The following is a 25,489-nucleotide window of genomic DNA, read 5'->3' on the forward strand; positions in this document are numbered from 1 at the left end:
TTAAAGGTGCTTGTGCGATTGCGATTTGGCTTGTTCTTCCGGGGTTTTGCTGTCATCCGGCAGATACAGCGGGCCTTTTTGACCACAAGCTGAAACAAGACAAGCGACCGCGACAAGCGCAGCAAGCGAAGAGATCAGGCGCTTCATGGCGAAATCCTTTGTAAAAGCATTAATTGCGCCCGAGTATACCGACCACCCGCCAGCTTGCCTATGCGAGGGGCTTCCCGTCTGGCGGGCCTCGGACATTAAACCGTTCTCGTAACACCAACTGGCGGGTAAGCTTTGCATTTGCCTGGCAGCGTCCGTATCTTGCCCCTCTGCGCTATCAGCAGACACTTATCGAGGTTCCCGTAATGAGTTTGACCGAAGCGCGATTCCACGACCTGGTCGATGCGACTCAGCAGAATATCGAAGACGTTTTCGACGAGAGTGGTCTGGATGTGGATCTGGAAAACTCGGCCGGTGTACTAACCGTCAAGTTCGAAGGTGGCTCGCAGCTTATTTTCAGCCGTCAGGAGCCGCTGCGTCAGCTCTGGCTGGCAGCCAAATCGGGTGGTTTTCACTTCGATTACGATGAAGAAGAAAGCCGTTGGGCGTGTGACACCAGTGACGAGCTGCTCAGCGAGATGCTTGCGCGCATGACGTTTGAGCAAGCTGGTGCCGACCTGGACTTTTCCGAGATCTGATTGTGAGCCAGACACCTGCACGACCGCCCAAGCCGCTTTTCAGCAACGTCAGCCCTGCCGTGGCGTCACCTTGCGTCAGTCTGTGTCGGCTTGACGAGCAGAAAGTCTGCCTGGGGTGCTTTCGCCACGTCGAAGACATACGCGAATGGCGCTCGGCCGACGACGACCGGCGTCGGCAGATCCGCCTCAATGCAGACCAGCGTCGGGCCGCTGCCGAGGTTGGGCAAGCCGCTGGCTAGCGCCGGGTCGGGTTGTGTATTTGTTGCGCTGTGTTAGTGTCAGACCCTGCTTCTCCAGATCGAGAAGCCCGTAAAACCCCGCCTGCCCCGGCGGGGTTTTGTTTTATTCATGGAGAATAAAGGAGTCTGCCCAGACCATGACCACAGCACCTTCGATCATCCTCACCCGGCTCGACGTACAGCGTCTTGAGAGTTTCATCGACAGCCAGGACGAAAACACACCGGGCCTGCAGGCGTTGCAGGCCGAACTGGACCGTGCCGAACAAGTGGTTGGCCACGATGAGGTGCCTGCGGGCGTTGTGACCATGAACTCGCGTGTGCATTGCCGTGAGGAAGTCAGTGGCAAGGACTACCACCTCAAGCTGGTCTATCCGCAGGATGCCGGCGCAGAGGGCACCGTATCGGTCCTGGCCCCAATGGGTTCGGCCCTGCTCGGCCTGCAGGTCGGCCAGCACATCGACTGGCCCGCACCGGGCGGCAAGACCCTCAAACTGACCTTGCTGGCCGTCGAATATCAGCCGGAAGCGGCGGGCGAGTACGAGTAATCGAAAAGCGTCGCCTGCGGAGAACGCCTATCGTGCCAACGCCGCACATTCAAGACCGGACGCGGAGCGTCCAGAACGGCATGCGACGCGGAGCGTCGCACGATAGTGAGGTTATCGTTCCGTACGCTCCAGCGTAGGAATGCGTTGCGTGACGCTCCTGCGTCACAAATCTCTGCCGCGCCGCACATTCAAGACCGGACGCGGAGCGTCCAGAACTGCATGCGACGCAGAGCGTCGTACGATAGTTGAGATTATCGTTGCGCACGCTCCAGCGTCGGAATGCGTCGCACGATAGTTGAGGTTATCGTTCCGCACGCTCCAGCGTCGGAATGCATTGGGTGACGCTCCTGCGTCACAAATCTCTGCCGCGCCGCACATTCAAGACCGGACGCGGAGTGTCCAGAACGGCATGCGACGCAGAGCGTCGTACGATAGTTGAGATTATCGTTGCGCACGCTCCAGCGTCACGCCTGCTCCATCGCCTCGTTCAACAGTGTCTCCAGCTCGGCCTTGTGGCGCAGGAAGAGGATGCTTTGCCCGTGCTTGCCATCCATCAGGCCGGAGAGGTCCAGGTCGGTGATGTAACAGCGATAGCGTTGCGGTTCCAGGCGTTTACCGAGAATTTGCCGGGCAACGGCTGCATACAATTGATCGCCGTATTCCAGCTCGGAAAACTCGCTGTTGTCGCAATACAGGGTGGCGTTGAGCTGCCCTGGCGAGGTTTCTTCGATGATTGCCTGCACGTCATAGAAAGACCGGTCCGTCGCGGTCGGTGCCAATCGGTGTTCGACACGCCGTGCGTGCCCCGGGCCGGAAGGCAGGATCTGATAGTAAAGAGCTTCCAGCGAAACCGGCTCGGACGGGTCATCCAGCGGCAACGATGCGCCACGACGATAGACCAGCGAGTGAAAAAAGCGCTGCAGGGGCGTCAACAGGCTCTGCTCATCGTGATAAGGCACACGCTGGTGCCAGAGCGAGTTGTGCTCGTCCAGCACATACAGATCCGCATCCGGCTCGTTGATCCGGTAAAACACCTGAATGCACTCCGGCTGCCCGAGCGGCAGGATCAGGGCCAGGTCATGCCCGTCGAGTGCCTGAGGGTCGAGATGCAGAGGGCTGTAACGTGGCAGTTCCTCGCCCAGGTACTTGAACAACCCTGGCAGGCTGTTGACCACCACATGGCCAACCTGGCCGGGCTTGATCTCCAGTACGTGATACTGCTGCTGCACCTGTATCAGATAACGGTGGTTGAGCTGTCTGGCGAGTAACAATTGCGCTGTGCTGATCAGCTCTTCGACACGCTGGGCGATGGCAGACGCGCGGTTATGGCAAAAGCAACGCACGCGAATCTGCGGCTGTTTGCCACTCGTCGGCAAGCTGCCGAGCAACTCGCTCATGCAGTCGAGCAGGGCGTGCGGGCCGTCGTAGCGGCTGACCAGCGTTTCGTTCCAGGTATTGAGCGTGATCTGGTCCAGCGTAAGCACCAGATTTTCCCGAACGCCTGCATAACTGAGCGAATCAGTGCGCTCGGTGGTCATCAGAATATTGAGATCGCGGTGATGCCTGAGCGGATCGACGCCGACATTGATCAGCAGCAGTATCTCGCTGGGCGCGCTGGGTTTGAGCAGCTCGTCATCGCTGACCTCGGGCAGTGGCAGCTCAATACTCTGCTGCAAGGCCCCCAACAGGTTGAACAGCTCGAATTCACTCAGGTCGCTGGTGCCGGGGTGCAGCGCCACGCGGGTGGTGGTGTCTATCACATTGTTACGGTGGCACCAGGCCAACAGCTCAAGCAATTCCCGGCTGCGCTTGATGGGCGAAAAGTTTGCCCACTCATGAATGCCCAGGTTGCCGTTGTACAGCGCCCACTGATGTTTGCCAGGCTCGCGCTTGTCAGGCGAGTGCACCAGCGTCAGCGTGTCTTCGGCAAGGTCAGGGGCGATGCCCGGGTTGATGAACTCGACCTTGCCCGCCTTGCGCTCGTACGCCGCGTACAGGCGCCGCCCCAGAATGGTCAGGTCGCGGGCATCGAGCGTGTCGGCAGTGCTTTGCGCTCTGGCGAAGCGGGTCTGGAAGCGATAACTGTAATTGAGCTCATTGACCAGCGCGCGGCGCTCGCTGGCCACCTGGCGCACTTTCCACTGGCTGCGGCTGTCGAGCAACGTCAATTGCCGCTCATCCCAGCCCCATTCCGAGGTCAGGCGCGCAAGCAGCAGGCGTTGCCAGCCGATGTTGCGTTGGCGGGTCGAGCCGGTGAGCTTTTTGTTGACCTTCAAATACAGGCTGCGCCGCACCAGTTCGAGACGCTCGGGCTCGTTGCGCGCCTGCAGGTGCTCTTCGATACGGCGGTACACGACCACGTAAGGGTCCAGCTCATCCAGGTCTAGTTGATTGGCAAACACCGCCTGTTTGAAGCGCAGACTCAGGCACTGCACGCGGGGATGTTCGCTGGAATACACCTCGATCAACAACAGCTTGAGCACTGACTTGTAAGGCGACCCGATGCCTTTGAACAACTGCCATAGCCCTGCGCCGATAAACTCTGTGGCGGGGATGTGCGACATCGGTCCGAGGTCGAGCACTTCGCTGGCGCGAATGAACCGTTTGCTCAGCAGGGTGTAGGTGTAATCCTCATAATTCTGCTCTTCGTAGACCGGCACCATCCACCACATCGGCGTGCGCCCGGCGAGCCAGATCGCTGTGCGATAAAACTCGTCGAGCAACAGATAATGCTGGGTGGTGCCGCAATCGTCAGAGCTGAGCTGCGAGTCGCGCTCGCCGCTTTTGAAGCGTTGCGGATCGATCAGAAAAAAATGCGCCTCTGCCCCCATGGTGGCAGCCCAGGCTTCAAGGGCCTGACATTTCTTGCGCAGTTCGGCGATGGCTTCCAGGTCCAGTTCGCTGTCGTGGCAGACCCAAACGTCCATATCGCTTTGATCAGCCTGGGCCAGCGTGCCGAGGCTGCCCATCAGAAACAGACCGTGAATAGGCTGCGGCGGGTTGCCGTGTCGCGCTTTGTACGAGAACGAGCGCGTCAGGCGCTGCGCCTCGGCCAGCGCGAGGGTGTCTGGCTCGTAATGCGAGACGCCGGCAGGCGTGCTGCCGGAAACGTAGCCGGGCAACAGTGGATGATTGACGTGGAAGAACAGTGGCAGCAGCGTCAATACGCTTTGCTGGCGCGTCGACATGCCTTCGAGGGCGCGCGCGTATCGCCCGTCATTGAGCGACAGGAAGCGGTTACGCAACTGGCTGAGAACCTTGCGGTCAATGCCCTCATCCAGATCGGGGCGAATTTCAGGATTACGCGTCATCGCAACTCAAGGCACCTGGCCCGTGCAGGCATGGACTTACTGAGCAAAAGGGCAAAGAAAGTTTGCAGCCGAGAGAAGCGGATTCAGTCGGTTTGTTATTCTGGCGCCAATGTCCTGTATCGACTGGCGTTCAGATAAGTAAAGGGCCTGCCACGCTTTTTTGTGTGCAGGCCCGGCAACTGTCAGGCAGCTTGTCTGGAGACGCTAAGAATGGTCAGCAGTGACTGCGCGTGCTGAGCGGATTCAAGACCGAGGCTGGTCAGATAGCCGCCATCGACTTGAGTCGTGAGGCCTTTTTCGAAGAGTCTTTTTGCAGCTGAGACGGCAGCGGGGGCCGCTACGTGGTGGACTTTGAGGCCTTCCTGGGTGTTTCCCAGATTGAACAGTGCAAGGATTTCCAGTTCGGCAACCAACTCAGGGGTATACGACATAGGTACTCCAGACTTTTTATAGTAGTACGACCTGGCCGGCTGGCGGGTGGGCTCTGGAATCGACGTGTCCTGTCTGCGCTCGTCGGTTCTGGATGACCGTTAAAGCCGGTTTGGCGTGATAGCCCCGGAGGATTGAGCTGCGGCGGGGCATTTGCAGTGTAGTCAGCGTCTGGCGTGTTTGCAGCATATATATTGTCGGCGTGACCGGCCGGGTGATTATTTCTCGGGCGGCAGTTCAGGCAGGGCGCGCAGCGCTGCTTCGTACCATTGCGTATCGAACGCACGGTCCTGCTCGAGCAAGGCGTCGATCTCGATGGCCAGTACGTGTGCCATCATTTCAAGAATGTCTTCACGCTCATAATTAACCAGCGTGAGCATGTTGAACACGGCCTTGGCCGCCGGCGGATTACCGGATTCGATCTGGTTCTCGATGGCTTCGATCAGGGTCGAGGCGGCAAATTCTTCTTCGTCATTGTCGATTGCGTCGGTCATGGTAAATCCTCAAGTAAGGCGGGCAGTCTAACCGGCGACCTGAAAACAACAAACCCCGGAAGTCCGGGGTTTGTCAGCACGCAGGCCGGAAGATCAATCCGCTGTCGGTTGACCCAGCGCAACAGATTCCTTGCTGCGCCAGTGCGGCAGGGAGTTCCAGTAGCGTTCGCCTTTGGCGTCGTCGTACAGGCCTTCCCAGCGCGAGATGACCAGCACGGCCAGCGCATTGCCGATCACATTCAGGGCCGTACGTGCCATGTCCATGATCCGGTCGACACCGGCAATGAACGCCAGGCCTTCCAGCGGAATGCCCGCGCTGCCCAGTGTCGCCAGCAGCACGACGAAGGACACGCCCGGCACGCCTGCGATGCCCTTGGAGGTGACCATCAGCGTCACTACCAGCATCAATTGCGCACTGATCGACAGGTCAATGCCGTACAGCTGGGCAATGAATATCGCTGCAATGCTCTGATAAAGCGTCGAACCGTCGAGGTTGAACGAGTAGCCGGTGGGTACCACGAAACTGCAGATCGCTTTCGGCGCGCCGTAGGCTTCCATCTTCTGAATCACGCGCGGCAGCACGGTTTCGGAACTGGCGGTGGAGTAGGACAGAATCAGCTCGTCCTTGAAGATACGCATCAGCTTGATGACCGAAAAGCCGAATGCCCGAGCGATCAGCCCCAGCACCACGAAGGCGAAGAAGGCGATGGCCACGTAAACCAGAATCACCAGCTTGGCGAGCGGCAGCAGCGACGCGAAACCGAAGTTGGCGACCGTCACCGCAATCAGGGCGAATACGCCAATCGGTGCGTAGTTCATGATCATGTGAGTGACCTTGAACATGGTTTCCGAAACGCCCTGGAACAGCTTGACCAGCGGCTCGCGCACCTCGGCTTGCAGGCTCGAAAGCCCCAGGCCGAACAGCACCGAGAAGAAAATGATCGGCAGCATCTCGCCACGGGTCATGGCGGCGAAGATATTGGACGGGATCAGGTTGAGGATGGTCGCAACAAAGGCGTGATCGTGCTGAACCTCAGCGGTGGTCTGCTGATACTTGGAGATATCGACCGTCCCCAGGGTGCTCATGTCGATGCCAGTGCCCGGATGGAACACGTTGGCCAGCACCAGACCCACCAGGATGGCGATGGTGGTCACGACTTCAAAGTAAAGAATGGTCTTGAGGCCAATGCGCCCCAGCTTCTTCGCGTCGCCCATCCCCGCGATGCCGACAATCAGCGATGCGACCACGATAGGAATAACGATCATCTTGATCAGACGAATGAAAATGTCGCCCGCGGGCTGCAGGATATTACTGATCCACCAGGCTTTCTCGTCACCGAAATGGTTGAGCAGTGCTCCCACCGCGACGCCCAGTACCAGCCCGATAAGAATCTGCCAGGCCAGGCTCAGCTTTGCCTTCTTCATATTATTACCCTTGTTGGAAGTGGCTTGGGCAAGTCCAGACCGTTACTCCGAGCGTGCTTTTCACAGCACTCTCAGGGCACGGGCTCCCTTTGGAAATGTCCCGAGAAGGTCACCGCAGGCGAGCATCCCAGCTCTATAGCAGGCGAAAAAAGTCGCAACTATTCCCATGACGTGCGTGTACGTCTAATGCCGTAAACGACTACCTCATGCTCAATCGGCATACAAATGCGCAAATATGTGTTGATTTGTGTCAAACAAGAAGATGGCTATTTGGCGTAAAGGTGGCTAATACGTCGTCTTCGGGCTGATGAGGCGAAGCGTGGGGGAAGGACGAACATCGGTGTGCTGAATCGATTACGCGGGGGATTTAACGGATGTACGGTATCAAAACTCCCGAGGCTGCTCATCCGCAGATGAGTTATGCCCCGGGCGCTCGACATTGTTTTGGCCGGTCAGCCTTTTCCCTTGGTGCGGGTCATGTGCGGACCGCTGTTCTTTTCCAGGTACTCAATGATCATTCCAGCGACATCCTTGCTGGTGGTCACTTCAATACCTTCCAGGCCGGGTGAGGAGTTCACCTCCATCACCAACGGGCCGTGATTGGAGCGCAGGATATCCACGCCCGCGACACTCAGGCCCATGACCTTGGCTGCGCGCAACGCGGTCATGCGCTCTTCGGGGGTGATCTTGATCAGGCTGGCGCTGCCGCCACGGTGCAGGTTGGAGCGGAACTCACCCGGTTTGGCCTGACGTTTCATCGAGGCGATTACCTTGTCCCCAACCACGAAACAGCGAATGTCTGCGCCGCCGGCTTCCTTGATGTACTCCTGAACCATGATGTCCTGCTTGAGGCCCATGAAGGCTTCGATCACCGACTCAGCGGCCGTGGCGGTTTCGCACAGCACCACGCCGATCCCCTGAGTGCCTTCCAGCACCTTGATGACCAGCGGCGCGCCGTTGACCATCTGGATCAGGTCGGGAATGTCGTCCGGCGAATGCGCAAACCCGGTGACCGGCAGGCCGATCCCCCGGCGTGACAGCAATTGCAGCGAGCGCAGCTTGTCCCGCGAGCGGGCAATGGCGACGGATTCGTTGAGCGGAAACACGCCCATCATTTCAAACTGGCGCAACACCGCACAGCCATAGAACGTCACCGAGGCGCCAATGCGTGGAATGACCGCATCGAAGCCCTCCAGCGGTTTGCCGCGATAGTGGATCTGCGGCTTATGACTGGCGATGTTCATATAGGCGCGCAGCGTGTCGATCACCACCATCTCATGGCCCCGCTCGATACCCGCTTCGACCAGACGACGTGTGGAATACAAACGCGGATTACGCGAAAGCACAGCGATCTTCATGCAACACCTGAGGAAGTAGAGGCCGGGAACACCGGCTTGTCTTGTACATAAGTGATGCCCGGATTGACGACCAGATGGCCGTCGATCAAGGCTTTGGAGCCCAGCAGCAGCCGATAACGCATCGACCTGCGGCAAGCCAGTGTGAATTCCACCGGCCAGATACGATCACCCAAGGCCAGCGTGGTGCGAATGACGTAACGCACCTGTGCCTGGCCGTTGGAGCTTTTAATGGTTTTCATGGCGACCAGCTGCGCCTCGCAGCGGCGATGGCGCAACTGCACCACCGTGCCCAGGTGCGCGTTGAAGCGCACCCATTTCTGGCCATCACGTTCAAACGGCTCGATTTCAGTCGCGTGCAGGCTTGAAGTGCTCGCCCCGGTATCGATTTTTGCCCGCAGGCCAGCGACCCCAAGGTCGGGCAGCGCCACCCACTCGCGCAGGCCGATAACGGTCAGGTGATCAAATGTTTTCAATGCGATTCCGTACTTCTCAAGGCTTCTGCCAGGCCTCAGGTGCTATCTGAGCCAGGGCTTTGAATGCAGGTTTGGCGAACAAATAGCCTTGCATCAGGGATATGCCGCAATCAGCCAGAAAATCCCGCTCTTCAATGTGTTCGATACCTTCGGCGATGAGCTTAATCCCCAAGTCCTTACACATTGTGACAACACCCCGAACAATAGCCTGACGCGCGCGATCACGATGAATATCGCGGACCAGATTCATGTCGAGCTTTATCAGGTCGGGTTGAAAATCAGCCAGCAGGGTCAGCCCGGAGTAGCCGGCACCGAAATCGTCGATGGCGGTCATGAAACCGAACTCGCGATACTCGCGCAAAATGTTGCTCAAATGGTTGTTGTTATCCACATGCTCGCTTTCGATGGTCTCGAAAATCAACCGCTCGATAGGAAAGTCATGCTGCTTGGCCGCCTCCAGTGTGCTGCGGATACACAGCTCGGGACGATACACGGCATTGGGCAGAAAGTTGATCGATAAACGCTCGGTCATGCCCAGTTTTGCCGCGCCGGCGATGGCTGTGGTCCGGCACTTCTGATCGAAGCGATAGCGATTCTGGTCGGTGACCTGGTTCAGCACCGACATTGCGCCCTCGCCATTCGGACCGCGGACCAGCGCTTCGTGGGCGAAGATCGACTGGTCGTGCAGGTTGACGATGGGTTGGTAGGCGTAATCAAACGAAAAGCCCAGTTCCGGACTGCCGGTGCAGCCCTCACACCCCTTTTTGGGGGCGGTCAACGAAGTTGGAAAATCTGTCACGTCGCGCTCCATGTGAGGTCAGGGCCATAAAATGATGAATAGCTGATTTTGACAAGCAAGGATCGGTTACTTCATGTTCTTGATAGCTACAAATCAGCAACCGCAGGCAGTCACGTTTCCTGATGAGCCGGATAACGTTCAGACTGCCGCACTGATGAGGAATTCAAATGGCACAAAAGATGGAAGAGGACGACAAGGTTCGTCTGGATAAATGGCTGTGGGCCGCCCGCTTTTTCAAAACGCGTGCGCTGGCCAAAGCCGCTATCGAAAGCGGCAAGGTGCACTGTCGCGGCGAACGTTGCAAGCCCGGCAAGGAGCCTCGCCTTGGCGATGAGTTTCAGATTCGCATGGGCTTCGATGAACGCACAGTGGTCGTCGAGGCGCTGTCCATTGTTCGCCGTGGCGCGCCGCAAGCGCAGACGCTCTATCGCGAGACCCCGGAAAGCATCGCCAAACGTGAAAATGCAGCTCTTCAGCGCAAGGCCGGCAACCTGGGTGTGACCACCGATGGCAAGCCGACCAAGAAGCAGCGTCGCCAGCTTTTCGATTTCCGCGGCGCTCGCGACAGCGAATAAAAGCTCCGCTCGGCGCTCGAAATGCCATCCAGCTTGGAAGCGTCCCGGATAGCTCCTAAAATACCGGTCAACCCGTATGGCTCCAGACACTTTCGAGTGCAGGACGGCGCTTTTCCCGCCGCGAGCCATTCACTGTCATTACCTCAGATACCCACTTCTTATGCATGATTTCCCGGACATCGATTTCACCCAGCGTTTTATCTTCGACGAAAGCGACGTACGCGGAGAGCTGGTAGCCCTGGAGCGCAGCTACGCCGAAGTGCTTGCCAAACACCCCTACCCGGAGCCGGTCGCGCAACTGCTCGGCGAACTGATGGCGGCCGCGGCCCTGCTGGTCGGCACCCTCAAGTTCGACGGCTTGCTGATTCTGCAGGCGCGCTCCAGCGGCGCCGTACCATTGCTGATGGTCGAGTGCTCAAGCGAGCGCGAGCTGCGTGGCATTGCCCGTTACGACGAAGCGCTGATCACCCCTGGCGCCGGCCTGCAGGACCTGATGCCGGACGGCTCGCTGGCATTGACCGTCGACCCGCGTCAGGGCAAGCGCTATCAGGGCATCGTGGCGCTGGACGGCGTCGACCTGTCGGAAAGCCTCTCCAACTACTTCGTGATGTCCGAACAGCTGGGCACCCGCTTCTGGCTCAAGGCTGACGGTCATCGCGCCCGTGGCCTGCTGCTGCAACAACTGCCCGCCGCCCAGATCACCGACCCGGAAGAACGCGACGCCAGCTGGGAGCACGTCGTTACCCTGGCCAGCACCCTGACGGCCGAAGAAATGCTCAGCCTGGACAACCAGACCGTGCTGCATCGCCTGTATCACGAAGACCCGGTGCGCCTGTTCGATGTCCAGCCAATCTGCTTTCGCTGCAGTTGCTCACGCGAGCGCTCGGCCAATGCGCTGGCCAGCCTTGGGCTGGAGGACGCGCAGCAACTGGTTATCGAGCACAACGGCAGCATCGAGATCGACTGCCAGTTCTGCAACGAGCGCTACCTGTTCGATGCCACTGACGTTGCGCAGCTGTTTGCTGGCGGCGGTGTCGATTCGCCATCTGATACGCGTCATTAATCAGCGCGTAAACAGCCTCAGAATACGGTGTGGGCCCCTGTAATACTGTTCTGACAGGAGGGTCCTACCATTTCTGGGCATTTCTGGCATAATCCGGCCCACTTTTACGCTGTAGTAGTGGTTGTTTTTTTACTACAAAACCGTTTGGAGCACTCGGCTACAGGCCGACGGGGAACCTCATGACGCAAATCAACAACGCTGTGCACACCGATCTGAGCACCGACGAACTGGTCAAGGAAGCCCTTGCCCGCAACGAAGGCGTACTGTCCGACACTGGCGCACTGGTTGTGGAGACAGGCCATCGTACTGGCCGTTCGCCGGTCGATCGTTTCATCGTTGAAGAGCCGAGCACCCAGGACGCCATCGCCTGGGGCCCGATCAACCGCAAGTTTCCCGCCGAGAAATTCGACGCTTTGTGGAACCGTGTCGGTGCGTACCTTGCCGAGCGCGAGCGCTTCGTTTCCCACGTTCATGTAGGCTCCGATCCTGCGCACTACCTGCCTGTCAAGATGACCACCGAAACAGCGTGGCACAATCTGTTCGGCCGTTGCCTGTTCATCAACCCTGAACAGTACAACCCGGCTGGCAAGGACGAGTGGGAAATCCAGAACGCGCCATGGTTCGTCTGCGACCCTGAGCGTGATGGCACCAACTCCGACGGCACCGTCATCATCAACTTCGCCGCCCGCAAGGTGCTGATCGCAGGCATGCGTTATGCCGGCGAAATGAAGAAAGCCATGTTCTCGGTGCAGAACTTCCTGCTGCCGGCCGTAGACGTACTGCCGATGCACTGCGCTGCCAACATGGGCGAAGAGGGTGATGTAACCCTGTTCTTCGGCCTGTCCGGCACCGGCAAGACCACCCTGTCCGCTGATGAAAGCCGTTACCTGATCGGTGACGACGAACACGGCTGGGGCGTGGGCGTGGTGTTCAACATCGAAGGCGGTTGCTACGCCAAGTGCATCGACTTGTCCGAGAAGAACGAGCCGGTCATCTGGAAAGCCATCCAGCACGGCGCTGTACTGGAAAACGTCGTACTCGACCCGGTCACCAAGACCGCTGACTACGCCGACAGCAGCCTGACCCAGAACAGCCGTGCCGCTTACCCGCGCGAACTGATCGAAAAACGCGCCCCGAAAAACCTCGGTGGCGAGCCGAACGCCGTTATCTTCCTGACCTGCGACCTGACCGGCGTCCTGCCGCCTGTGTCGATCCTCAGCGAAGAACAAGCCGCTTACCACTTCCTGTCGGGCTACACCGCACTGGTCGGTTCGACTGAAATGGGTTCGGGTTCGGGCATCAAGTCCACCTTCTCCACCTGCTTCGGCGCACCGTTCTTCCCGCGTCCGGCCGGCGAATACGCAGAACTGCTGATCAAGCGTATCCGCGGCTTCAAATCCAAGGTCTACCTGGTCAACACCGGCTGGACCGGCGGCGGCTACGGCGTCGGCAAGCGCTTCAACATCCCGACCACCCGTGGCGTGATTGCAGCCATCCAGAGCGGCGCGTTGATCGGTGCAGAAACCGAACACCTCGACACCATCAACCTCGACGTACCGAAACTGGTACCCGGCGTAGACACCGGCCTGCTCAACCCACGCAACACCTGGGCTGACAAAGCCGCCTACGACGAAGCCGCCAAGGCGTTGGCTGGCCTGTTCGTGGAGAACTTCAAGAAGTTCGACGTGAGCGACGCCATCAAGGCTGCGGGTCCGAAGTTGTAAGTAGCGCTGCTTGAAAAAACCGCCTTTGTCAGGCGGTTTTTTTTGCCTTCGTTTTATCAGTTTGAGGGCCTGTTGCAGATCTTGCCAGATAACGAATCGACGATATCGGCTGCATACCCTGTAAAGATCTTCATTAGCTTAGATTCCCCTTAATTCGGTAAAAAATAGATTTTGCGAAAAGTCCTTATTTGGTCTATATTTGGTCTTGTGATTTCCAGTTTAGGCCAAATCGTGCCGAAAGCAGCGGAGAGTTAGGCACGATTTTCTCGGTGCCACTACGAAGGAGATATCAACTCATGCGAGTTGAAACAATAAGCTATTTGAAACGCAATGCAGCCGATCTGCCTCTCGATGAGCCACTGATTGTCACGCAAAACGGTGTCCCGGCCTACGTGGTGGAGTCTTACGCAGATCGTAAGCGTCGCGATGAGTCCATTGCCTTGGTGAAGCTCTTGGCAATCAGTTCCCGCGAGTACTCCCAAGGCAAGCACTGTTCTGCTGACGAACTTAAAGCCCGATTGAGCAGGAGGTTTGCCCACAAAGAATAAAGAGGAGCATAAATGAATATGTTTGCACTGCGCTTTACCGATGTTGCCCAGCAAAGCCTCGAAGATCAGGTTGAACACCTGGCGGTCTATCAGGGATTCTCTCCCGCTGCTCAGCGCATAGACACCCTGATTGATGCCATTCAGGACAAGCTCCTGTCCACCCCGTTGGGCTACCCGGTCAGTCCTCAATTGAGTGAGCTGGGCGTACTGCACTATCGTGAGTTGAACGCTGACGGATACCGGATCTTTTACGAGGTGAGGGAGACAGATGATATTAATGTCATCGTCATAGTGCTCGTATTAGGTGGTAAACAAAGTGTTGAACAGGCACTAATCCGCTATTGTCTGCTTCAGCCTATTTAGTGCCTGGATGGAAAACCGACAGTTTCGGTAAGCCTCTATACGTAGACCCCAAAGATACGATGTGTTGTAAAATATCTTCATTCATTTAGGCGCCAGAAATATCGTTCCTGCACTGTAGTCAACGCCAGGTTAATTAACATAACAGTGATCACTTGGATAAAGTGATGTGATGCCGGACAGTTGCAGTATTTGTAGCTTTTACGAGGGTCGCGGACGGTCAGCAGTGTTAGGTCTGGTGCGCAGACAGGCGGCTCCACTGAGCCGACGCTGCTTGATATTCATGACTTCAAAGGTTCCCAGAGTTACAGGGGAAGCCTTGCCCGAATCCATTCCAGGCGTGTGGGAGGCATCGTGATTGTGTGGTCCATCTGCTCCTTGTCATCTTGATAGACAATACTCACCTCGGAGACCTTAAGCGGCTCATGTCCGGGCTGCCCGTCCCAAAAAACCTTGTAGTACCTTCTGGCTAACAGCTCGCCTTGATCGTCGAAAATAGTCAGCCGTACCCTCTCCATACCATCGCCATTAAAAAGACTATTGTTTACCCCGGCTCCGCAAATAGTTATCGTGAACGGTTTATTGTTGAAAGATTTTGAGCCACCATTTAGTTTTTCTGTGTGGTTATAGCGCTGGCAGCTGGAGTTGTCGAGCAGGCTGAATAGGGCGGCGTAAATCACTAAAGAAATCGATATAAAAACAAGAAATAAAAAAGGCCAAAAATATTTATTTCTTAGATGGTTTTTAAAGGCTTGCATACGATATCCAGTTCTATAGTGATCGGTTTTTTAGCGTGTGGTTTTTTGGCCTGCTGTAAATGATAAGGTCTCCATCCCGGTTGTGCTGTCTCTCTCGATCTGACTCGATTGATGGTGTGGGCACCTCAATGGACAGGGTCGAAATCTCATGCTTGCCGTCAACTATTTGCGTGATGTGGCGCAGGCTCCAATCGAGCCCTCAATCGAGAGTGTCGGGAGCAGTTCACTGTTTGAGTGGCTACGGTCGTAATCTACTGGTGCCGGGGCCATGTTGTAATTAAACATCTCCGAAGCCGCACCGACGTACGACCCCCGGAAATGCTCGGGTAAACGCCGCGACTTGTCGGCGCGGAGCCTGAACCGTTGAGTGATGCGGCGCTTCATGGCCCCTCAACCCAAAGGATTGAACCCGCTCGCCGCACTGCAATAGCGTTGGCGAATAATGGATTCAGCGAGTCGTTTGCATTGCTCCTTGAAATGCACCTTCGCGCCTTTGCGGCATTCCCGGTACTCGATCGAGCCCCGACGCCAGTTGCGGCATACGCTGGTGCCGTCAATTTGATTGCCACTGACGACCCATTCAGCGGCATAGGTCCGCTTCCTGTCCCACTGCGATACAACGGCTGACTCGATAAATTGCGCTGCTGCGAGCCTGGGCTGATGCATCTGCTGCTGTGCCTTGTATTGGCTCATGTAGCGCGCAGACACCATGCCCTGTGCGGTTGAACCGGGAACTACCCTTTGGTTTTTCCCGAAACGGCAGGTCGCGACTGCTTCGTCGATGAGATTATCCGGCCCCATGCATTCGGGCAGCGTTTGGGGGCGACCCTGCGTCTCGTTCACTGGCAGCGGAGCAATCACTGTGGCGTCGGCAACAACGGAAGCAGGAGGCGGTGAAGGGTTGGGGTCGGTTGTTTTCGGCAAATGCCTGTAATGAAACAGGCTGTAGCCACACAGCGCCATGAGTACAAGCACCGCCAACACATTGCGCTGGAATGTGGGCATCCTCCTTGGTTTTCGCCGGGGAGCACGCGCAATTGCATCGTCCTCGTCGACACTCAAGTTCTCGTAGGCGTTACGGGCGTTCTTCATGCCTGGCAATCAAGCCTCCTGAGTGTGTGACTGACTTTTCAGTGTGTTGAAAATATCCAGGGCTGAACTGTCCCCCGAAGTAATGTTGGCGGCGTAATTGGCCGGGTATTGTGCTTTTTCTATGGGGGGCAGCTGGTTGTAGTGGGCGAGAAGCATCACCAGCGTTTGAGTGCTTTTGCCGGTCTCGTTGTATTCGTCGGTATACCTTTGGCATATGGCCCTTTTCCATACTTGTTCTTGAGAGTAGTTTTCGGAGTACGCGGCATTTCTTTCGTTTATTGTGAAGTCGCCACCCTCGTCATAAATAATCAACCTCAGTTGATCCTGAGATAAACCCGCGAATGGGTTTTTTCCTGCCCCGTTGCTGAACGAAGTCGCTTGCCTGGCCCTTTCGAGCAATACAGGGTCGTCCGTATCCGGAATCTCTGCGTCGTGCAGTTTTCTATTGGCGTAATAGCTGTTGCCTGCAACTTTATCACTAATATTTTTTGCCAAGGCCCCCAGGTTTTTTAAGTCAAGACTGCTGTCACGAGCTTGGGCTCGTGCTGCGCTGCTACTTAACTGACTGGACAATGTCGAGAAGGTGGCGCCGTCAATGGCAGGTGCAGAATCTAGTTCTTTTAGACTAGAGTTTATGGTCGTGGCGGAGATGCTTTTCTCGACAGTCGTTAGTGCGATTTTACTGGTGAGGTGTGTGATGGATTTTGTATCAATCATGCTGCGTCCTCGCGGCAGAGGCCAATCCATGGCTTTATATTCACTCTTTGTATCGGCCCAGCCAGACACCGCTTTAGTTTTCCGCTGAAAAGCGTGCGTATCAAAATGCGACACGCACGCTCCGGGGCTTATTTCATGGTGAATTCAGCAGCCCACGCGTAGGTGGAGAGATTGGTAGCACGAGAAGTCGCCGTGCAGACAGCGCCGCCTTCAGAATTTGCAGTCCGGTTCCATTTCGGCACCTTGGCCCCGCCTGCACCGGGAAGCTTTATGAAGGTGGTCGAGAATACGCAAACCTTGGAACCCATGACGTAGCGAACACTGGCGTAGCTTGTATCCGGTGATAGAGTGCTTTGCATAGAGTAAGTATCTGAACCTCCCGGGGGGACTGCAGAGTTAATCGGTGATTTAGCATTCAGCCGGGCAGAGATCTCATTACGCGTAACGGGTTTATACTCCGCCACCTCAGAGCTCAGATTTTTAAATGTAACAGTGACTGCTGGTCCCGCTTGCGCTGTCACGCTGGTGCACAGTGTTGCAAAAGCAAGGGAGGCCAATAAGGTCTTGTTAGTTTTCATAGGGAATAATCCTTGATTTTAATGAGTGATTACATATTGATTTGAATAAGATAAAAGCGCGACGAAACGGGGCAGCGGTCGTTCGTGTCCAGGCGGATCGTTCAGCTTATAGAGTGTCGCGGAGGGATAGGCAGGGCGTGCGCATAGTGAATGCGTCGGTCAGATAAGGTATCTCCATTTAATATAATAGATAAACGTTAAAGCGACGCATGAAGCGTATCGCTATCTTGATTTGCCCGTCAGGAGCAAATTTTTACTTGCTGAAGTCCGTTGTTGTTTTAACACAGGCGACAAGGAAAGCAAGTAGGAAATTTCTGATTCTTCGCGCATTGGCGAAAGATGTTTTTTATTCTTGTCTTTTAGCGCTGCATTGGATTAACTGCGCTGGCGAGAGCTAAACACTTAAGCATGTTGCGCCCTGCAAGGCTGAAGGGCGCAACAACTTTCTTCACGTCACCGCATAAAACTTGCGCACATACCCCGTACTGGTCCATTTGCAAGGTGCGCCCTGTGCAACGAATACCGTGTCGCCTGTGTTCACGGTCAGGCTTGAGCCGTTTTCCAGGCTCAGCACTACGCGGCCTTCGATCAGGTTCATCAACTCGTGGATTTTGTGCGGGCGTGAGATGCGCTCGTAGGGCGTGGAGTCCCAGACGCCGATACGCAGGGTGCTGGCGGTGTCTTCGAACAGGTTGTTGCTGCGGCACTGCGGCAGCGGGCTGATCATGATGCTCGGGTCGGGCGGCGAGGACGGCGTGAGCAGGGCGAGGCGGTCGAGGGCGGTGATGCCGGATTTGTCTGGCCCGCTGGCCTGAGTGGACGCGCAGAACGCCCAGAGGCTTTCCGGTTGCGCGTCAATGCGTACCTGCGTGCCGCGACCGATCACTGCGCTTTCACCGGTGCTGAGGGTGACGCTGTCGGTGCCTGAGGTCAGCGTGACGCTGCCGCGATGCATCACCAGCATTTCGGTGTAAGGGTAGGCCTCAACCGAGAGCGCCGTTCCAAATTCAACGATGCCAGCCGCAATACCCTGTTCATCGACAAACGCTGTGCGGCGGCCGCTATCGAACGGGTCATGCGCATCAATGGGGCCGGTGGTGAATTCGGTACCTACCGGGCTGAGGTCAGCGCGGGCTAATAGCAGGACTGTGGGTTGGGGCATTGGGTTGGGCTCCTGAAGTTGAAGAGTGGCTGATCGTTCCCACGCTCCGCGTGGTAATGCCTTTCGTGACGCTCTGCGTCACATGCTCAAGACTGGACGCAGAGCGTCCAGAACTGCATGCCAACGCGGAGCATTGGCACGATGATGTTCTTCCGGGCACTCAACCGATCGCCTGGGTTATCAACGCAAACTGGCTCACACCTTCGCGGGCTTGCGGAACTGCGCCCATGCTCATGCAGGTCACGCTGTCCACGCGTTTCAGGCCGGCTGCTTCTAGCCAGTCCGCCAGGCCGCAGTGGGTGGGTATGTCGATGCGCACGAAGGCGTAGGGCACTCTGGCCAGCAGGTGTTCGATCATGTGCCGTGCTTGCTCGACCGTCTGGGCAACCACCGGGCCGATGCACAGGCCGCGGCCGAACGGGCGCAGCAGGGCGAAGGCCTGTAGCTGGCCGTCACGGTCGATGCCGACTGCGTGTTCGAGGTTGTTCAGTAGATCGCCCAGTGTGACCGAGCGGTCCAGGCCTGAACCGGCATTGCCCAGTTCCAGCACGCGATCGTGGTCGGCTTCGCTCAGCACGCGGCAGCTTTCTTCTGCTGTTAATAATGTCGCATCCGGCAGTTGCGCCTGCCCTTGGCGCTGCTGAATCTCGCCGAAGCTGACAAAGCCCATTTTCTCGTACAGCGGGGCGCCCGCCAGCGTGGCGTTGAGGATGGCGGTGCGTGGCGGAATGCTGCCGACGGCCAACTCCATCAACTTGCGACCAATGCCTTTGCCTTGATAGTCGTCGCTGACGATCACCAGGCCGATGGTGGAAAACTCGCCCTGATGACAGGCAAAGGCGCTACCGATCAAACGGCCGTTGCGCACCGCGACAAAACCCTGTGCGACGCGTTGCAGCATGGCCCAGTCTTCAAGTCGATGTGGCCACTTCAGGGCGATGGACAGTTCATGCGCGTTGCCGACATCGGCGGCGGTCATGGGGCGAAATTCAAAGTCGAGGCGTTGCTGAGCGAGCATGACGTGTCTCCGTCCATAAGGATGCACAGGCAAATAAAAAGGTGCGGCAGGTGTGTTGTATCCCACCTGTGGCGAGAGGTGACAAGAGGGCGGAACGCATTCGGCAGATTCCACAAACCGCCGTTCGCCAGACCACAGTTACTGCTTAAATCGGCCGAGGGCTCGGCAGCAAATGCTTGTGGTTTTTTATCCGGATCAAGCTCTTTATAGCGTGGCCGGATTTGCCCGCTCCGCAATCGGTAGCGCGGCGCAGTTTCTGCGGTGCAAAGCCCCGTGTTTGAGCCTGAGCGCCCTGAAAAGGGTCAAAAAAGCGCCGAAAACCGGGGTTTGCCCAAGGCTGGAGCGCCCCGCAAAGTCTGCTGAGCGCGCACCTCAAAACGGTGGTTTCTATCAAGCAGCCATCACTTTTAACGCCATATGCTGATTTCACGGTGTTGTAATGAGGGTGTGCTGCAGCGTGCATCACCGCCCTTGAAACGAGGCCGGATTGCTCGTCATGCCATGACCTCAACGAACTTTCAGGACCGCACACAATGAGCTTTCTTCGACCAAAATTCATTACGTTCGACTGCTACGGCACGTTGACCAACTTCCACATGGGCACCATGACGCGCGAGATCTTCGCCGACCGCGTTCCGGCTGAACAGATGGATCAGTTTGTCAGGGACTTCTCGGCGTATCGTCTGGATCAGGTCATGGGTGACTGGATGCCATACGACGAAATCCTGAAAGTGGCACTGGCTCGCACCTGCAAGCGCTGGAATGTTGAATACCGCGAGGAAGGCCAGCTGTATTACGACGCTGTGCCGACTTGGGGTCCGCACGCCGACGTGCCGGCCGGTCTGTCGAAAATTGCCGACAAGATCCCGCTGGTGATTTTCTCCAACGCCAGCGACAGCCAGATCATGTCCAACGTCGAAAAGCTCGGCGCGCCATTCCACAAGGTGTTCACCGCTGATCAGGCCAAGGTCTACAAACCACGTCTGGCGGCCTTCGAGTTCATGCTCGACAACCTCGGTTGCGGCCCGGAAGACATCTTGCATGTGTCTTCAAGCTTCCGTTACGACCTGTTCTCCGCACACGACATGAAAATCAAGAACAAGGCTTTCGTGGCGCGTGGTCATGAACAGCCAGCCAATAGCTTCTACGAGTACCACCAGATCCCGGACATCGGCGGGCTGGCCGGGCTGGTCGGTCTTTAAACCGGCAAACCCGAGCAACACCGGCATTTTTCAAGGTGCTCTTCAATGAGTGACAAGGGGAACAGAATGCGCAGTGAGTCTTACTGGCTCGACACAGCTCCGGATTTCACCGGCGCGCAGGATGGCGCAGTGGAGGGGCAAGCTGACGTTGTGGTGGTCGGTGGCGGCTTTACCGGCCTTGCGGCGGCGCGTGCATTGGCCTTGAAAGGTGCCAGCGTGGTGGTTCTGGAGGCGGGCCGGGTGATCGGCGAAGCCTCTGGCCGCAACGGTGGGCAGTGCAACACCGGCGTGGCTCAGGATTACGCGTCATTGAGCGCGACCCTGGGTGCTGATCAGGCCCGCGAGTATTACAAGGCGTATGAAAGTGCCGTTCAGAGCGTTGTCACAGTGGTCGAGCAGGAAAGCATTGCCTGCGACATCAAGCGCAACGGCAAGCTCAAACTGGCCGCCAAACCGGGGCATTACGAAGGACTGGCGCGCACCTGCGAGCTGATTCGTCGTGAGGTCGATGCCGATGTCGAACTGCTGTCGGCTCAGGACGTGCGCAGCGAAATCGATTCAAACGAATTTCACGGCGGCCTGCTGCAGCGCAACGGCGTGCAGATGCACGTGGGCCGCTTTGGCCTGGGCCTGGCCGATGCCGCCGTGCGTCATGGCGCACGTGTGTACCAGGACGCTACGGTCAAGGACTGGAAAGCCAACCGTGGAGGTTTTGTGGTCAACACCTCCAAGGGGTCTATTCAGGCCGGGCAGGTGTTGCTGGCGACCGGCGCCTGCCAGCATGGCGGGTTGGGCTGGTATCGCCGACGCATCGTGCCGGTCGGCAGTTTCGTGATCGTCACCGAAGTGTTGCCGCAGGCGCTGATCAACCAGCTGTTCCCTCATCAGCGCGCTTACGTGACCAGCCGTCTTATCGGCAACTACTTCCGCCTCACCCCGGACAACCGCCTGCTGTTCGGCGGCCGGGCGCGCTTTGCCATGTCCAACAGCAGCTCCGATGCCAAGAGCGGCAAGGTGCTGCAAGCGGCGATGGTACAGATGTTTCCGCAACTGGCCCACGTCAAGGTCGACTACTGCTGGGGCGGTCTGGTGGACATGACGTCCGACCGTTTGCCGCGTGCAGGCGAGCACAACGGTGTTTTCTATTCCATGGGCTACAGCGGGCATGGCGTGCAGATGTCGGTGCACATGGGGCAGGTGATGGCCGAGGTCATGGAAGGCAAGGCGCAGGCCAACCCCTGGAAAGACCTGAACTGGCCAGCGATTCCCGGCCACTTCGGCAAGCCCTGGTTTCTGCCCCTGGTAGGCGCTTACTACCGCTATCAGGACAGCCGCCACTGAGTTTTTTTCACCGTCGTCGTGTGTGTATGAAGGACGCTCCGGCCAACCGTGAGCAACTCGGAATTTCCCCTTTTCGACAGGTAGAACTGATATGGCTGACAATAAAACCGACTCCCAGTTGATCACAGGCCAAGACAGCCTGCGTGTTTTCGAGGGTCTCAATCGTGGTCTGTCACGTCGCGATGCACTGCGTATGCTGGGTGTCGCAGGTGTGGTTGCCGCCGGCTCCACCAGCCTGTTCGGTGCGGCGGGCAAGGTCTTTGCCGATGACGCCGATACGCCTGTCAAAGGCAAGCCAGGCGGTCGTATCCGTGTGGCGGGCATGTCCAGTTCCACCGCCGACACACTGGACCCGGCCAAAGGCGCACTGTCCACCGACTACGTTCGCCATTTCATGTTCTACAACGGCCTGACCCGTTTCGACAGCCACCTGGTTCCGCACATGGAACTGGCCGAGAAAATCGAGAGCGACAACGCTACCGTCTGGACCGTGACCCTGCGCCAGGGCGTGACCTTCCACAACGGCAAAGCGTTGACCGCAGGCGATGTGGTGTTCTCCCTGTCGCGCCACAAAGACCCGGCCACCGGCTCGAAAGTCCTGCCGCTGATGGCGCAGTTCTCCGAGATCAAGGCCACCGGCCCGATGGAAGTGCAGATCACCCTCAGCTCGCCGAACGCCGAGTTGCCGTCGATCCTCGCGGTTTCGCACCTGCTGATCGTGCCCGAAGGCACCACCGACTTCAGCAAAGGCATCGGCACCGGCCCGTTCACCGTCAAGGAATTCAACCCTGACGTGCGTTCGGTCAGTGCGCGTAACCCCAACTACTGGAAGCCGGGCCTGCCATACCTGGACGAAATCGAATTCATCGCCATTTCCGATGAGCCATCGCGGGTCAACGCGCTGCTCTCCGGCGACGTGCACATGATCAACGAGGTCAACCCGCGTTCCACCACGCGCATTGCTGCCAGCGCCAGGCACCGCGTGGTGGATGCGCCGTCCGGCAACTACACCGACCTGATCATTCGTCAGGATCAAATGCCCGGCAAGAGCCCGGAATTCACCGAGGCCATGAAGCACCTGCTGGACCGCGAACAGGTCAAATCGGCTGTGTTCCGTGGCTATGCCCGCGTGGGTAACGACCACCCGATTGCGCCTGGCTCGCGTTACTTCAACGCCGACTTGCCACAACGCGCCTACGATCCTGAAAAGGCCAGGTTCCTGCTCAAAAAAGCGGGCATGGAAAAGATCACCATGGCCGTGGCGGCATCGCCTGCCGCGACCGGTTCGGTGGACATCGCCGTGCTGCTGCAACAATCCGCCAAACAGGCCGGCCTGACCCTCAACGTCAACCGCCTGCCGAGCGATGGCTACTGGTCCAACCACTGGATGAAGCACCCGCTGAGCTTCGGCAACATCAACCCGCGCCCGAACGCCGACGTGATCTTCTCGCAGTTCTTCCAGTCCTCCGCACCGTGGAACGAATCGGGCTGGAAAAACGATCAGTTCGACCAGTTGCTGCTGCTGGCCCGTGGCGAAACCGACGACGCCAAGCGCGCCAAAATGTATGGCGACATGCAGACTCTGGTCAGCCAGAACTGCGGCATCGGCATCCCTGTGTTCATCAGCAACATCGACGGCGTGGACAAGCGTATCCAGGGCTATTCCAGCAACCCGCTGGGCGGCTTCATGGGCTACATGTTCAGCGAGCAGGTCTGGCTGGACGCGTAAATGCAACGCTGAACCGAGCGGGAGGATGCAGATGAATAGCAACACACTCTGGTTGATCGTACAGCGCCTGGGCGCGGCGATCGTGACGTTGTTGATCGTTTCCATCGTGGTATTCGCCATTACGGCGGTACTGCCTGGTGACGCGGCACAACAGGCTCTTGGGCAATTCGCGACCCCTGAACAGGTCGCGGCATTGCGTATAAAACTGGGCCTGGACCAACCCGGTGTGGTGCGTTATCTGCATTGGCTGACGAACCTGCTCGGTGGCAACTTCGGCGAATCGGTGTCCAATGCGATGCCGGTTTCCGAGCTGATTGCCGGACGCTTTCCGAAAACCCTGATGCTGGCCGCGACCACCGCGCTGGTCTCGGTACCGGTCGCCCTGACACTGGGTATCGGCGCGGCGATGGGTCGTGGTGGTCGTCTCGATGGCGCGCTGAACTTCATCACGCTGTCGCTGGTGGCCGTTCCCGAATTTCTCGTGGCGACGCTGGCCGTGCTGATATTTGCCGTCAACCTGGGCTGGCTGTCGGCGTTGTCCTACGGCTCTGATGTCACCTCGCCGTGGCAGTTCATGCGCACCTACGCGTTGCCGGTGATGACCCTGTGCTGCGTGATCGTGGCGCAGATGGCGCGCATGACCCGCGCCGCAGTCATCGACCAACTGGACAGCCCATATGTGGAAATGGCCCGCCTCAAAGGCGTCAGCCCGGTGCGCATCGTATTGCGTCACGCCTTGCCCAATGCCATCGGGCCGATCGTCAACGCCGTGGCGCTGAGCCTTTCGTACCTGCTGGGCGGTGTGGTCATCGTTGAAACCATCTTCAACTATCCCGGCATCGCCAGTCTGATGGTTGACGCGGTCACCAACCGCGACATGGCGCTGGTGCAGGGCTGCACCATGCTGTTCTGCGCCGCTTATCTTGGGTTGGTGCTGATGGCCGACCTGTGTGCAATTCTTTCCAATCCGAGGCTGAGAACCCAATGACTCAATTCATTGCGAAATCGACGCCTGCCGCGCCGGAACCGGTGCTGCGCAAAAAAGCGTCCCGCCCGACTTCCTGGCTGGGCCTGCTGGGCGCAACGGTGTGCTTTCTCTGGCTGATGGTCGCGTTGTTCGGCCCTTGGCTTGCGCCGCACCCGGTTGGCGAAGTGGTGTCCGACAACATGTTTGAAAACATGAGCGCGGTCTACCCGTTCGGCACCGATTACCTGGGCCGCGACATGCTCAGCCGGGTGCTGGTCGGCGCAAAATTTACGGTGGGCCTGGCGTTGATCTCGGCGGTACTGGCCAGTGGTATCGGCACCCTGTGTGCGCTGCTGTCGGTGGTTGCGCCGAAATGGCTGGATGAAATCATCAGCCGCCTGATGGACGCCTTTATCTCGATCCCGAGCAAGATGCTGGCGCTGATCATGGTGTCGGCGTTCGGTTCGTCCGAAGTGCTGCTGATCTGTACGGCGGTGCTGAGCTACTCGCCGGGGGCGTTTCGTATCGCGCGCAGCCTGGCGGTGAACATCGAGGCGCTGGAATACGTGCAAGTGGCGCGTACCCGTGGTGAAGGCCGCGTGTACATCGCCTGCCGGGAGATTCTGCCGAACATGCTCAACCCGGTTCTGACCGACCTGGGCCTGCGTTTTGGTTTCATCGTGTTGCTGCTCAGCGGCATGAGTTTTCTCGGGCTCGGTGTGCAACCCCCCGATGCCGACCTCGGTTCGCTGGTGCGGGAAAACATCGGCGGGCTCAGCCAGGGCGCGCCAGCCATCGTGATTCCGGCGCTGGCGATCGGCACGCTGACCATCGGCGTCAACCTGTTCATCGACCGGCTGGCCTCACGGCGCGGTCGTCGTTCGGGAGGGCATTGA

The 25,489-nt window shown here is 57.8% G+C and carries 27 protein-coding genes; 13 read left to right on the top strand and 14 right to left on the bottom strand.

What is annotated here, in order from left to right:
* On the bottom strand, window positions 1–147 hold the full coding sequence (locus tag PSPTO_RS01190; protein WP_011103040.1) for an LPS translocon maturation chaperone LptM: 147 nt from the start codon (window positions 145–147) through the stop codon (window positions 1–3).
* 206 nt (window positions 148–353) lie between these two features.
* Between PSPTO_RS01190 and cyaY the strand changes: the two genes are divergently transcribed.
* From cyaY to rnk, 3 genes are all read left to right on the top strand, one after another.
* Window positions 354–686, top strand: a complete 333-nt coding sequence (gene cyaY / locus PSPTO_RS01195) for an iron donor protein CyaY (RefSeq protein WP_005768497.1) — start codon at window positions 354–356, stop codon at window positions 684–686.
* Between the two features lie 2 nt (window positions 687–688).
* A complete protein-coding gene (locus PSPTO_RS01200; RefSeq protein ID WP_005613644.1) occupies window positions 689–925 on the top strand; it encodes a DUF1289 domain-containing protein in 237 nt (78 codons plus the stop codon).
* 137 nt (window positions 926–1,062) lie between these two features.
* Window positions 1,063–1,470, top strand: a complete 408-nt coding sequence (rnk, locus tag PSPTO_RS01205) for a nucleoside diphosphate kinase regulator (RefSeq protein WP_007246537.1) — start codon at window positions 1,063–1,065, stop codon at window positions 1,468–1,470.
* A gap of 464 nt (window positions 1,471–1,934) precedes the next feature.
* Here the strand turns inward: rnk and PSPTO_RS01220 are convergent, their stop codons facing one another.
* The 7 genes from PSPTO_RS01220 to PSPTO_RS01250 all read right to left on the bottom strand — a co-directional run bounded on the left by PSPTO_RS01220 (window position 1,935) and on the right by PSPTO_RS01250 (window position 9,759).
* Complete coding sequence (locus PSPTO_RS01220) at window positions 1,935–4,781, bottom strand: class I adenylate cyclase (protein WP_011103041.1); 2,847 nt, start codon at window positions 4,779–4,781, stop codon at window positions 1,935–1,937.
* A gap of 182 nt (window positions 4,782–4,963) precedes the next feature.
* Window positions 4,964–5,212, bottom strand: coding sequence for a TIGR02647 family protein (locus tag PSPTO_RS01225; protein ID WP_005768492.1), 249 nt, complete (start codon window positions 5,210–5,212; stop codon window positions 4,964–4,966).
* A gap of 216 nt (window positions 5,213–5,428) precedes the next feature.
* Window positions 5,429–5,704 (bottom strand): hypothetical protein, encoded by a 276-nt coding sequence (locus PSPTO_RS01230; protein WP_005768491.1) that lies wholly within the window; start codon window positions 5,702–5,704, stop codon window positions 5,429–5,431.
* 93 nt (window positions 5,705–5,797) lie between these two features.
* The gene (gene gltP, locus PSPTO_RS01235) at window positions 5,798–7,129 is read right to left on the bottom strand and encodes a glutamate/aspartate:proton symporter GltP (protein WP_011103042.1); all 1,332 of its coding nucleotides are present in this window, start codon (window positions 7,127–7,129) and stop codon (window positions 5,798–5,800) included.
* Between the two features lie 452 nt (window positions 7,130–7,581).
* A complete protein-coding gene (rimK, locus tag PSPTO_RS01240) occupies window positions 7,582–8,487 on the bottom strand; it encodes a 30S ribosomal protein S6--L-glutamate ligase (RefSeq protein WP_003318100.1) in 906 nt (301 codons plus the stop codon).
* Entirely contained in the window at window positions 8,484–8,927 is a 444-nt protein-coding gene (locus tag PSPTO_RS01245; protein WP_172679536.1) for an ATP-dependent zinc protease family protein, read from the bottom strand. Before PSPTO_RS01245 ends, rimK begins: the two co-directional genes overlap by 4 nt.
* A 49-nt stretch (window positions 8,928–8,976) precedes the next feature.
* On the bottom strand, window positions 8,977–9,759 hold the full coding sequence (locus tag PSPTO_RS01250; protein ID WP_005768488.1) for an EAL domain-containing protein: 783 nt from the start codon (window positions 9,757–9,759) through the stop codon (window positions 8,977–8,979).
* A gap of 167 nt (window positions 9,760–9,926) precedes the next feature.
* On the opposite strand from PSPTO_RS01250, the gene PSPTO_RS01255 reads away from it, so the two are divergent.
* From PSPTO_RS01255 to PSPTO_RS01275, 5 genes are all read left to right on the top strand, one after another.
* Window positions 9,927–10,334 (top strand): RNA-binding S4 domain-containing protein, encoded by a 408-nt coding sequence (locus PSPTO_RS01255; protein WP_003377907.1) that lies wholly within the window; start codon window positions 9,927–9,929, stop codon window positions 10,332–10,334.
* A 160-nt stretch (window positions 10,335–10,494) separates the two neighbouring features.
* Window positions 10,495–11,397 carry an Hsp33 family molecular chaperone HslO gene (gene hslO, locus PSPTO_RS01260; RefSeq protein WP_005613652.1) on the top strand — a complete coding sequence of 301 codons (903 nt, stop codon included), beginning with the start codon at window positions 10,495–10,497 and terminating at the stop codon, window positions 11,395–11,397.
* 179 nt (window positions 11,398–11,576) lie between these two features.
* Window positions 11,577–13,121, top strand: coding sequence for a phosphoenolpyruvate carboxykinase (locus PSPTO_RS01265; RefSeq protein ID WP_005613653.1), 1,545 nt, complete (start codon window positions 11,577–11,579; stop codon window positions 13,119–13,121).
* 296 nt (window positions 13,122–13,417) lie between these two features.
* Entirely contained in the window at window positions 13,418–13,669 is a 252-nt protein-coding gene (locus PSPTO_RS01270) for a type II toxin-antitoxin system prevent-host-death family antitoxin (RefSeq protein WP_007246542.1), read from the top strand.
* Between the two features lie 12 nt (window positions 13,670–13,681).
* Window positions 13,682–14,032, top strand: coding sequence for a type II toxin-antitoxin system RelE/ParE family toxin (locus PSPTO_RS01275; protein ID WP_005768484.1), 351 nt, complete (start codon window positions 13,682–13,684; stop codon window positions 14,030–14,032).
* Between the two features lie 302 nt (window positions 14,033–14,334).
* Here PSPTO_RS01275 and PSPTO_RS01280 read toward each other — a convergent pair whose 3' ends face one another.
* The 6 genes from PSPTO_RS01280 to PSPTO_RS01310 form a co-directional block, all read right to left on the bottom strand.
* Window positions 14,335–14,787, bottom strand: a complete 453-nt coding sequence (locus PSPTO_RS01280) for a hypothetical protein (protein ID WP_024666863.1) — start codon at window positions 14,785–14,787, stop codon at window positions 14,335–14,337.
* Window positions 14,788–15,177: 390 nt separating this feature from the next.
* Window positions 15,178–15,792 (bottom strand): hypothetical protein, encoded by a 615-nt coding sequence (locus PSPTO_RS01285; protein WP_046463847.1) that lies wholly within the window; start codon window positions 15,790–15,792, stop codon window positions 15,178–15,180.
* A 96-nt stretch (window positions 15,793–15,888) separates the two neighbouring features.
* Complete coding sequence (locus tag PSPTO_RS01290; protein WP_046463848.1) at window positions 15,889–16,596, bottom strand: hypothetical protein; 708 nt, start codon at window positions 16,594–16,596, stop codon at window positions 15,889–15,891.
* A 128-nt stretch (window positions 16,597–16,724) separates the two neighbouring features.
* Window positions 16,725–17,174 (bottom strand): hypothetical protein, encoded by a 450-nt coding sequence (locus PSPTO_RS01295; RefSeq protein ID WP_074843309.1) that lies wholly within the window; start codon window positions 17,172–17,174, stop codon window positions 16,725–16,727.
* 448 nt (window positions 17,175–17,622) lie between these two features.
* Entirely contained in the window at window positions 17,623–18,336 is a 714-nt protein-coding gene (locus tag PSPTO_RS01300) for a cupin domain-containing protein (protein ID WP_011103045.1), read from the bottom strand.
* 160 nt (window positions 18,337–18,496) lie between these two features.
* On the bottom strand, window positions 18,497–19,354 hold the full coding sequence (locus PSPTO_RS01310) for a GNAT family N-acetyltransferase (protein WP_011103046.1): 858 nt from the start codon (window positions 19,352–19,354) through the stop codon (window positions 18,497–18,499).
* 533 nt (window positions 19,355–19,887) lie between these two features.
* Between PSPTO_RS01310 and PSPTO_RS01315 the strand changes: the two genes are divergently transcribed.
* The 5 genes from PSPTO_RS01315 to PSPTO_RS01335 all read left to right on the top strand — a co-directional run bounded on the left by PSPTO_RS01315 (window position 19,888) and on the right by PSPTO_RS01335 (window position 25,489).
* The gene (locus tag PSPTO_RS01315; RefSeq protein ID WP_005771069.1) at window positions 19,888–20,556 is read left to right on the top strand and encodes a haloacid dehalogenase type II; all 669 of its coding nucleotides are present in this window, start codon (window positions 19,888–19,890) and stop codon (window positions 20,554–20,556) included.
* 66 nt (window positions 20,557–20,622) lie between these two features.
* Entirely contained in the window at window positions 20,623–21,897 is a 1,275-nt protein-coding gene (locus PSPTO_RS01320; protein WP_011103048.1) for an NAD(P)/FAD-dependent oxidoreductase, read from the top strand.
* A 91-nt stretch (window positions 21,898–21,988) separates the two neighbouring features.
* The gene (locus PSPTO_RS01325) at window positions 21,989–23,626 is read left to right on the top strand and encodes an ABC transporter substrate-binding protein (RefSeq protein ID WP_011103049.1); all 1,638 of its coding nucleotides are present in this window, start codon (window positions 21,989–21,991) and stop codon (window positions 23,624–23,626) included.
* 31 nt (window positions 23,627–23,657) lie between these two features.
* The gene (locus tag PSPTO_RS01330; RefSeq protein ID WP_005771075.1) at window positions 23,658–24,614 is read left to right on the top strand and encodes an ABC transporter permease; all 957 of its coding nucleotides are present in this window, start codon (window positions 23,658–23,660) and stop codon (window positions 24,612–24,614) included.
* A complete protein-coding gene (locus tag PSPTO_RS01335) occupies window positions 24,611–25,489 on the top strand; it encodes an ABC transporter permease (RefSeq protein ID WP_005771077.1) in 879 nt (292 codons plus the stop codon). Before PSPTO_RS01330 ends, PSPTO_RS01335 begins: the two co-directional genes overlap by 4 nt.

This window comes from Pseudomonas syringae pv. tomato str. DC3000, from assembly GCF_000007805.1.
GTDB lineage: Bacteria > Pseudomonadota > Gammaproteobacteria > Pseudomonadales > Pseudomonadaceae > Aquipseudomonas > Aquipseudomonas avellanae.

Coding starts and splice junctions, on each gene's coding strand:
- PSPTO_RS01190 (WP_011103040.1), bottom strand. CDS start 147: ATGAAGCGCCTGATCTCTTCGCTTGCTGCGCTTGTCGCGGTCGCTTGT.
- cyaY (WP_005768497.1), top strand. CDS start 354: ATGAGTTTGACCGAAGCGCGATTCCACGACCTGGTCGATGCGACTCAG.
- rnk (WP_007246537.1), top strand. CDS start 1,063: ATGACCACAGCACCTTCGATCATCCTCACCCGGCTCGACGTACAGCGT.
- PSPTO_RS01220 (WP_011103041.1), bottom strand. CDS start 4,781: ATGACGCGTAATCCTGAAATTCGCCCCGATCTGGATGAGGGCATTGAC.
- PSPTO_RS01225 (WP_005768492.1), bottom strand. CDS start 5,212: ATGTCGTATACCCCTGAGTTGGTTGCCGAACTGGAAATCCTTGCACTG.
- PSPTO_RS01230 (WP_005768491.1), bottom strand. CDS start 5,704: ATGACCGACGCAATCGACAATGACGAAGAAGAATTTGCCGCCTCGACC.
- gltP (WP_011103042.1), bottom strand. CDS start 7,129: ATGAAGAAGGCAAAGCTGAGCCTGGCCTGGCAGATTCTTATCGGGCTG.
- rimK (WP_003318100.1), bottom strand. CDS start 8,487: ATGAAGATCGCTGTGCTTTCGCGTAATCCGCGTTTGTATTCCACACGT.
- PSPTO_RS01255 (WP_003377907.1), top strand. CDS start 9,927: ATGGCACAAAAGATGGAAGAGGACGACAAGGTTCGTCTGGATAAATGG.
- hslO (WP_005613652.1), top strand. CDS start 10,495: ATGCATGATTTCCCGGACATCGATTTCACCCAGCGTTTTATCTTCGAC.
- PSPTO_RS01265 (WP_005613653.1), top strand. CDS start 11,577: ATGACGCAAATCAACAACGCTGTGCACACCGATCTGAGCACCGACGAA.
- PSPTO_RS01270 (WP_007246542.1), top strand. CDS start 13,418: ATGCGAGTTGAAACAATAAGCTATTTGAAACGCAATGCAGCCGATCTG.
- PSPTO_RS01275 (WP_005768484.1), top strand. CDS start 13,682: ATGAATATGTTTGCACTGCGCTTTACCGATGTTGCCCAGCAAAGCCTC.
- PSPTO_RS01280 (WP_024666863.1), bottom strand. CDS start 14,787: ATGCAAGCCTTTAAAAACCATCTAAGAAATAAATATTTTTGGCCTTTT.
- PSPTO_RS01285 (WP_046463847.1), bottom strand. CDS start 15,792: ATGCCCACATTCCAGCGCAATGTGTTGGCGGTGCTTGTACTCATGGCG.
- PSPTO_RS01290 (WP_046463848.1), bottom strand. CDS start 16,596: ATGATTGATACAAAATCCATCACACACCTCACCAGTAAAATCGCACTA.
- PSPTO_RS01295 (WP_074843309.1), bottom strand. CDS start 17,174: ATGAAAACTAACAAGACCTTATTGGCCTCCCTTGCTTTTGCAACACTG.
- PSPTO_RS01300 (WP_011103045.1), bottom strand. CDS start 18,336: ATGCCCCAACCCACAGTCCTGCTATTAGCCCGCGCTGACCTCAGCCCG.
- PSPTO_RS01310 (WP_011103046.1), bottom strand. CDS start 19,354: ATGCTCGCTCAGCAACGCCTCGACTTTGAATTTCGCCCCATGACCGCC.
- PSPTO_RS01315 (WP_005771069.1), top strand. CDS start 19,888: ATGAGCTTTCTTCGACCAAAATTCATTACGTTCGACTGCTACGGCACG.
- PSPTO_RS01320 (WP_011103048.1), top strand. CDS start 20,623: ATGCGCAGTGAGTCTTACTGGCTCGACACAGCTCCGGATTTCACCGGC.
- PSPTO_RS01325 (WP_011103049.1), top strand. CDS start 21,989: ATGGCTGACAATAAAACCGACTCCCAGTTGATCACAGGCCAAGACAGC.
- PSPTO_RS01330 (WP_005771075.1), top strand. CDS start 23,658: ATGAATAGCAACACACTCTGGTTGATCGTACAGCGCCTGGGCGCGGCG.
- PSPTO_RS01335 (WP_005771077.1), top strand. CDS start 24,611: ATGACTCAATTCATTGCGAAATCGACGCCTGCCGCGCCGGAACCGGTG.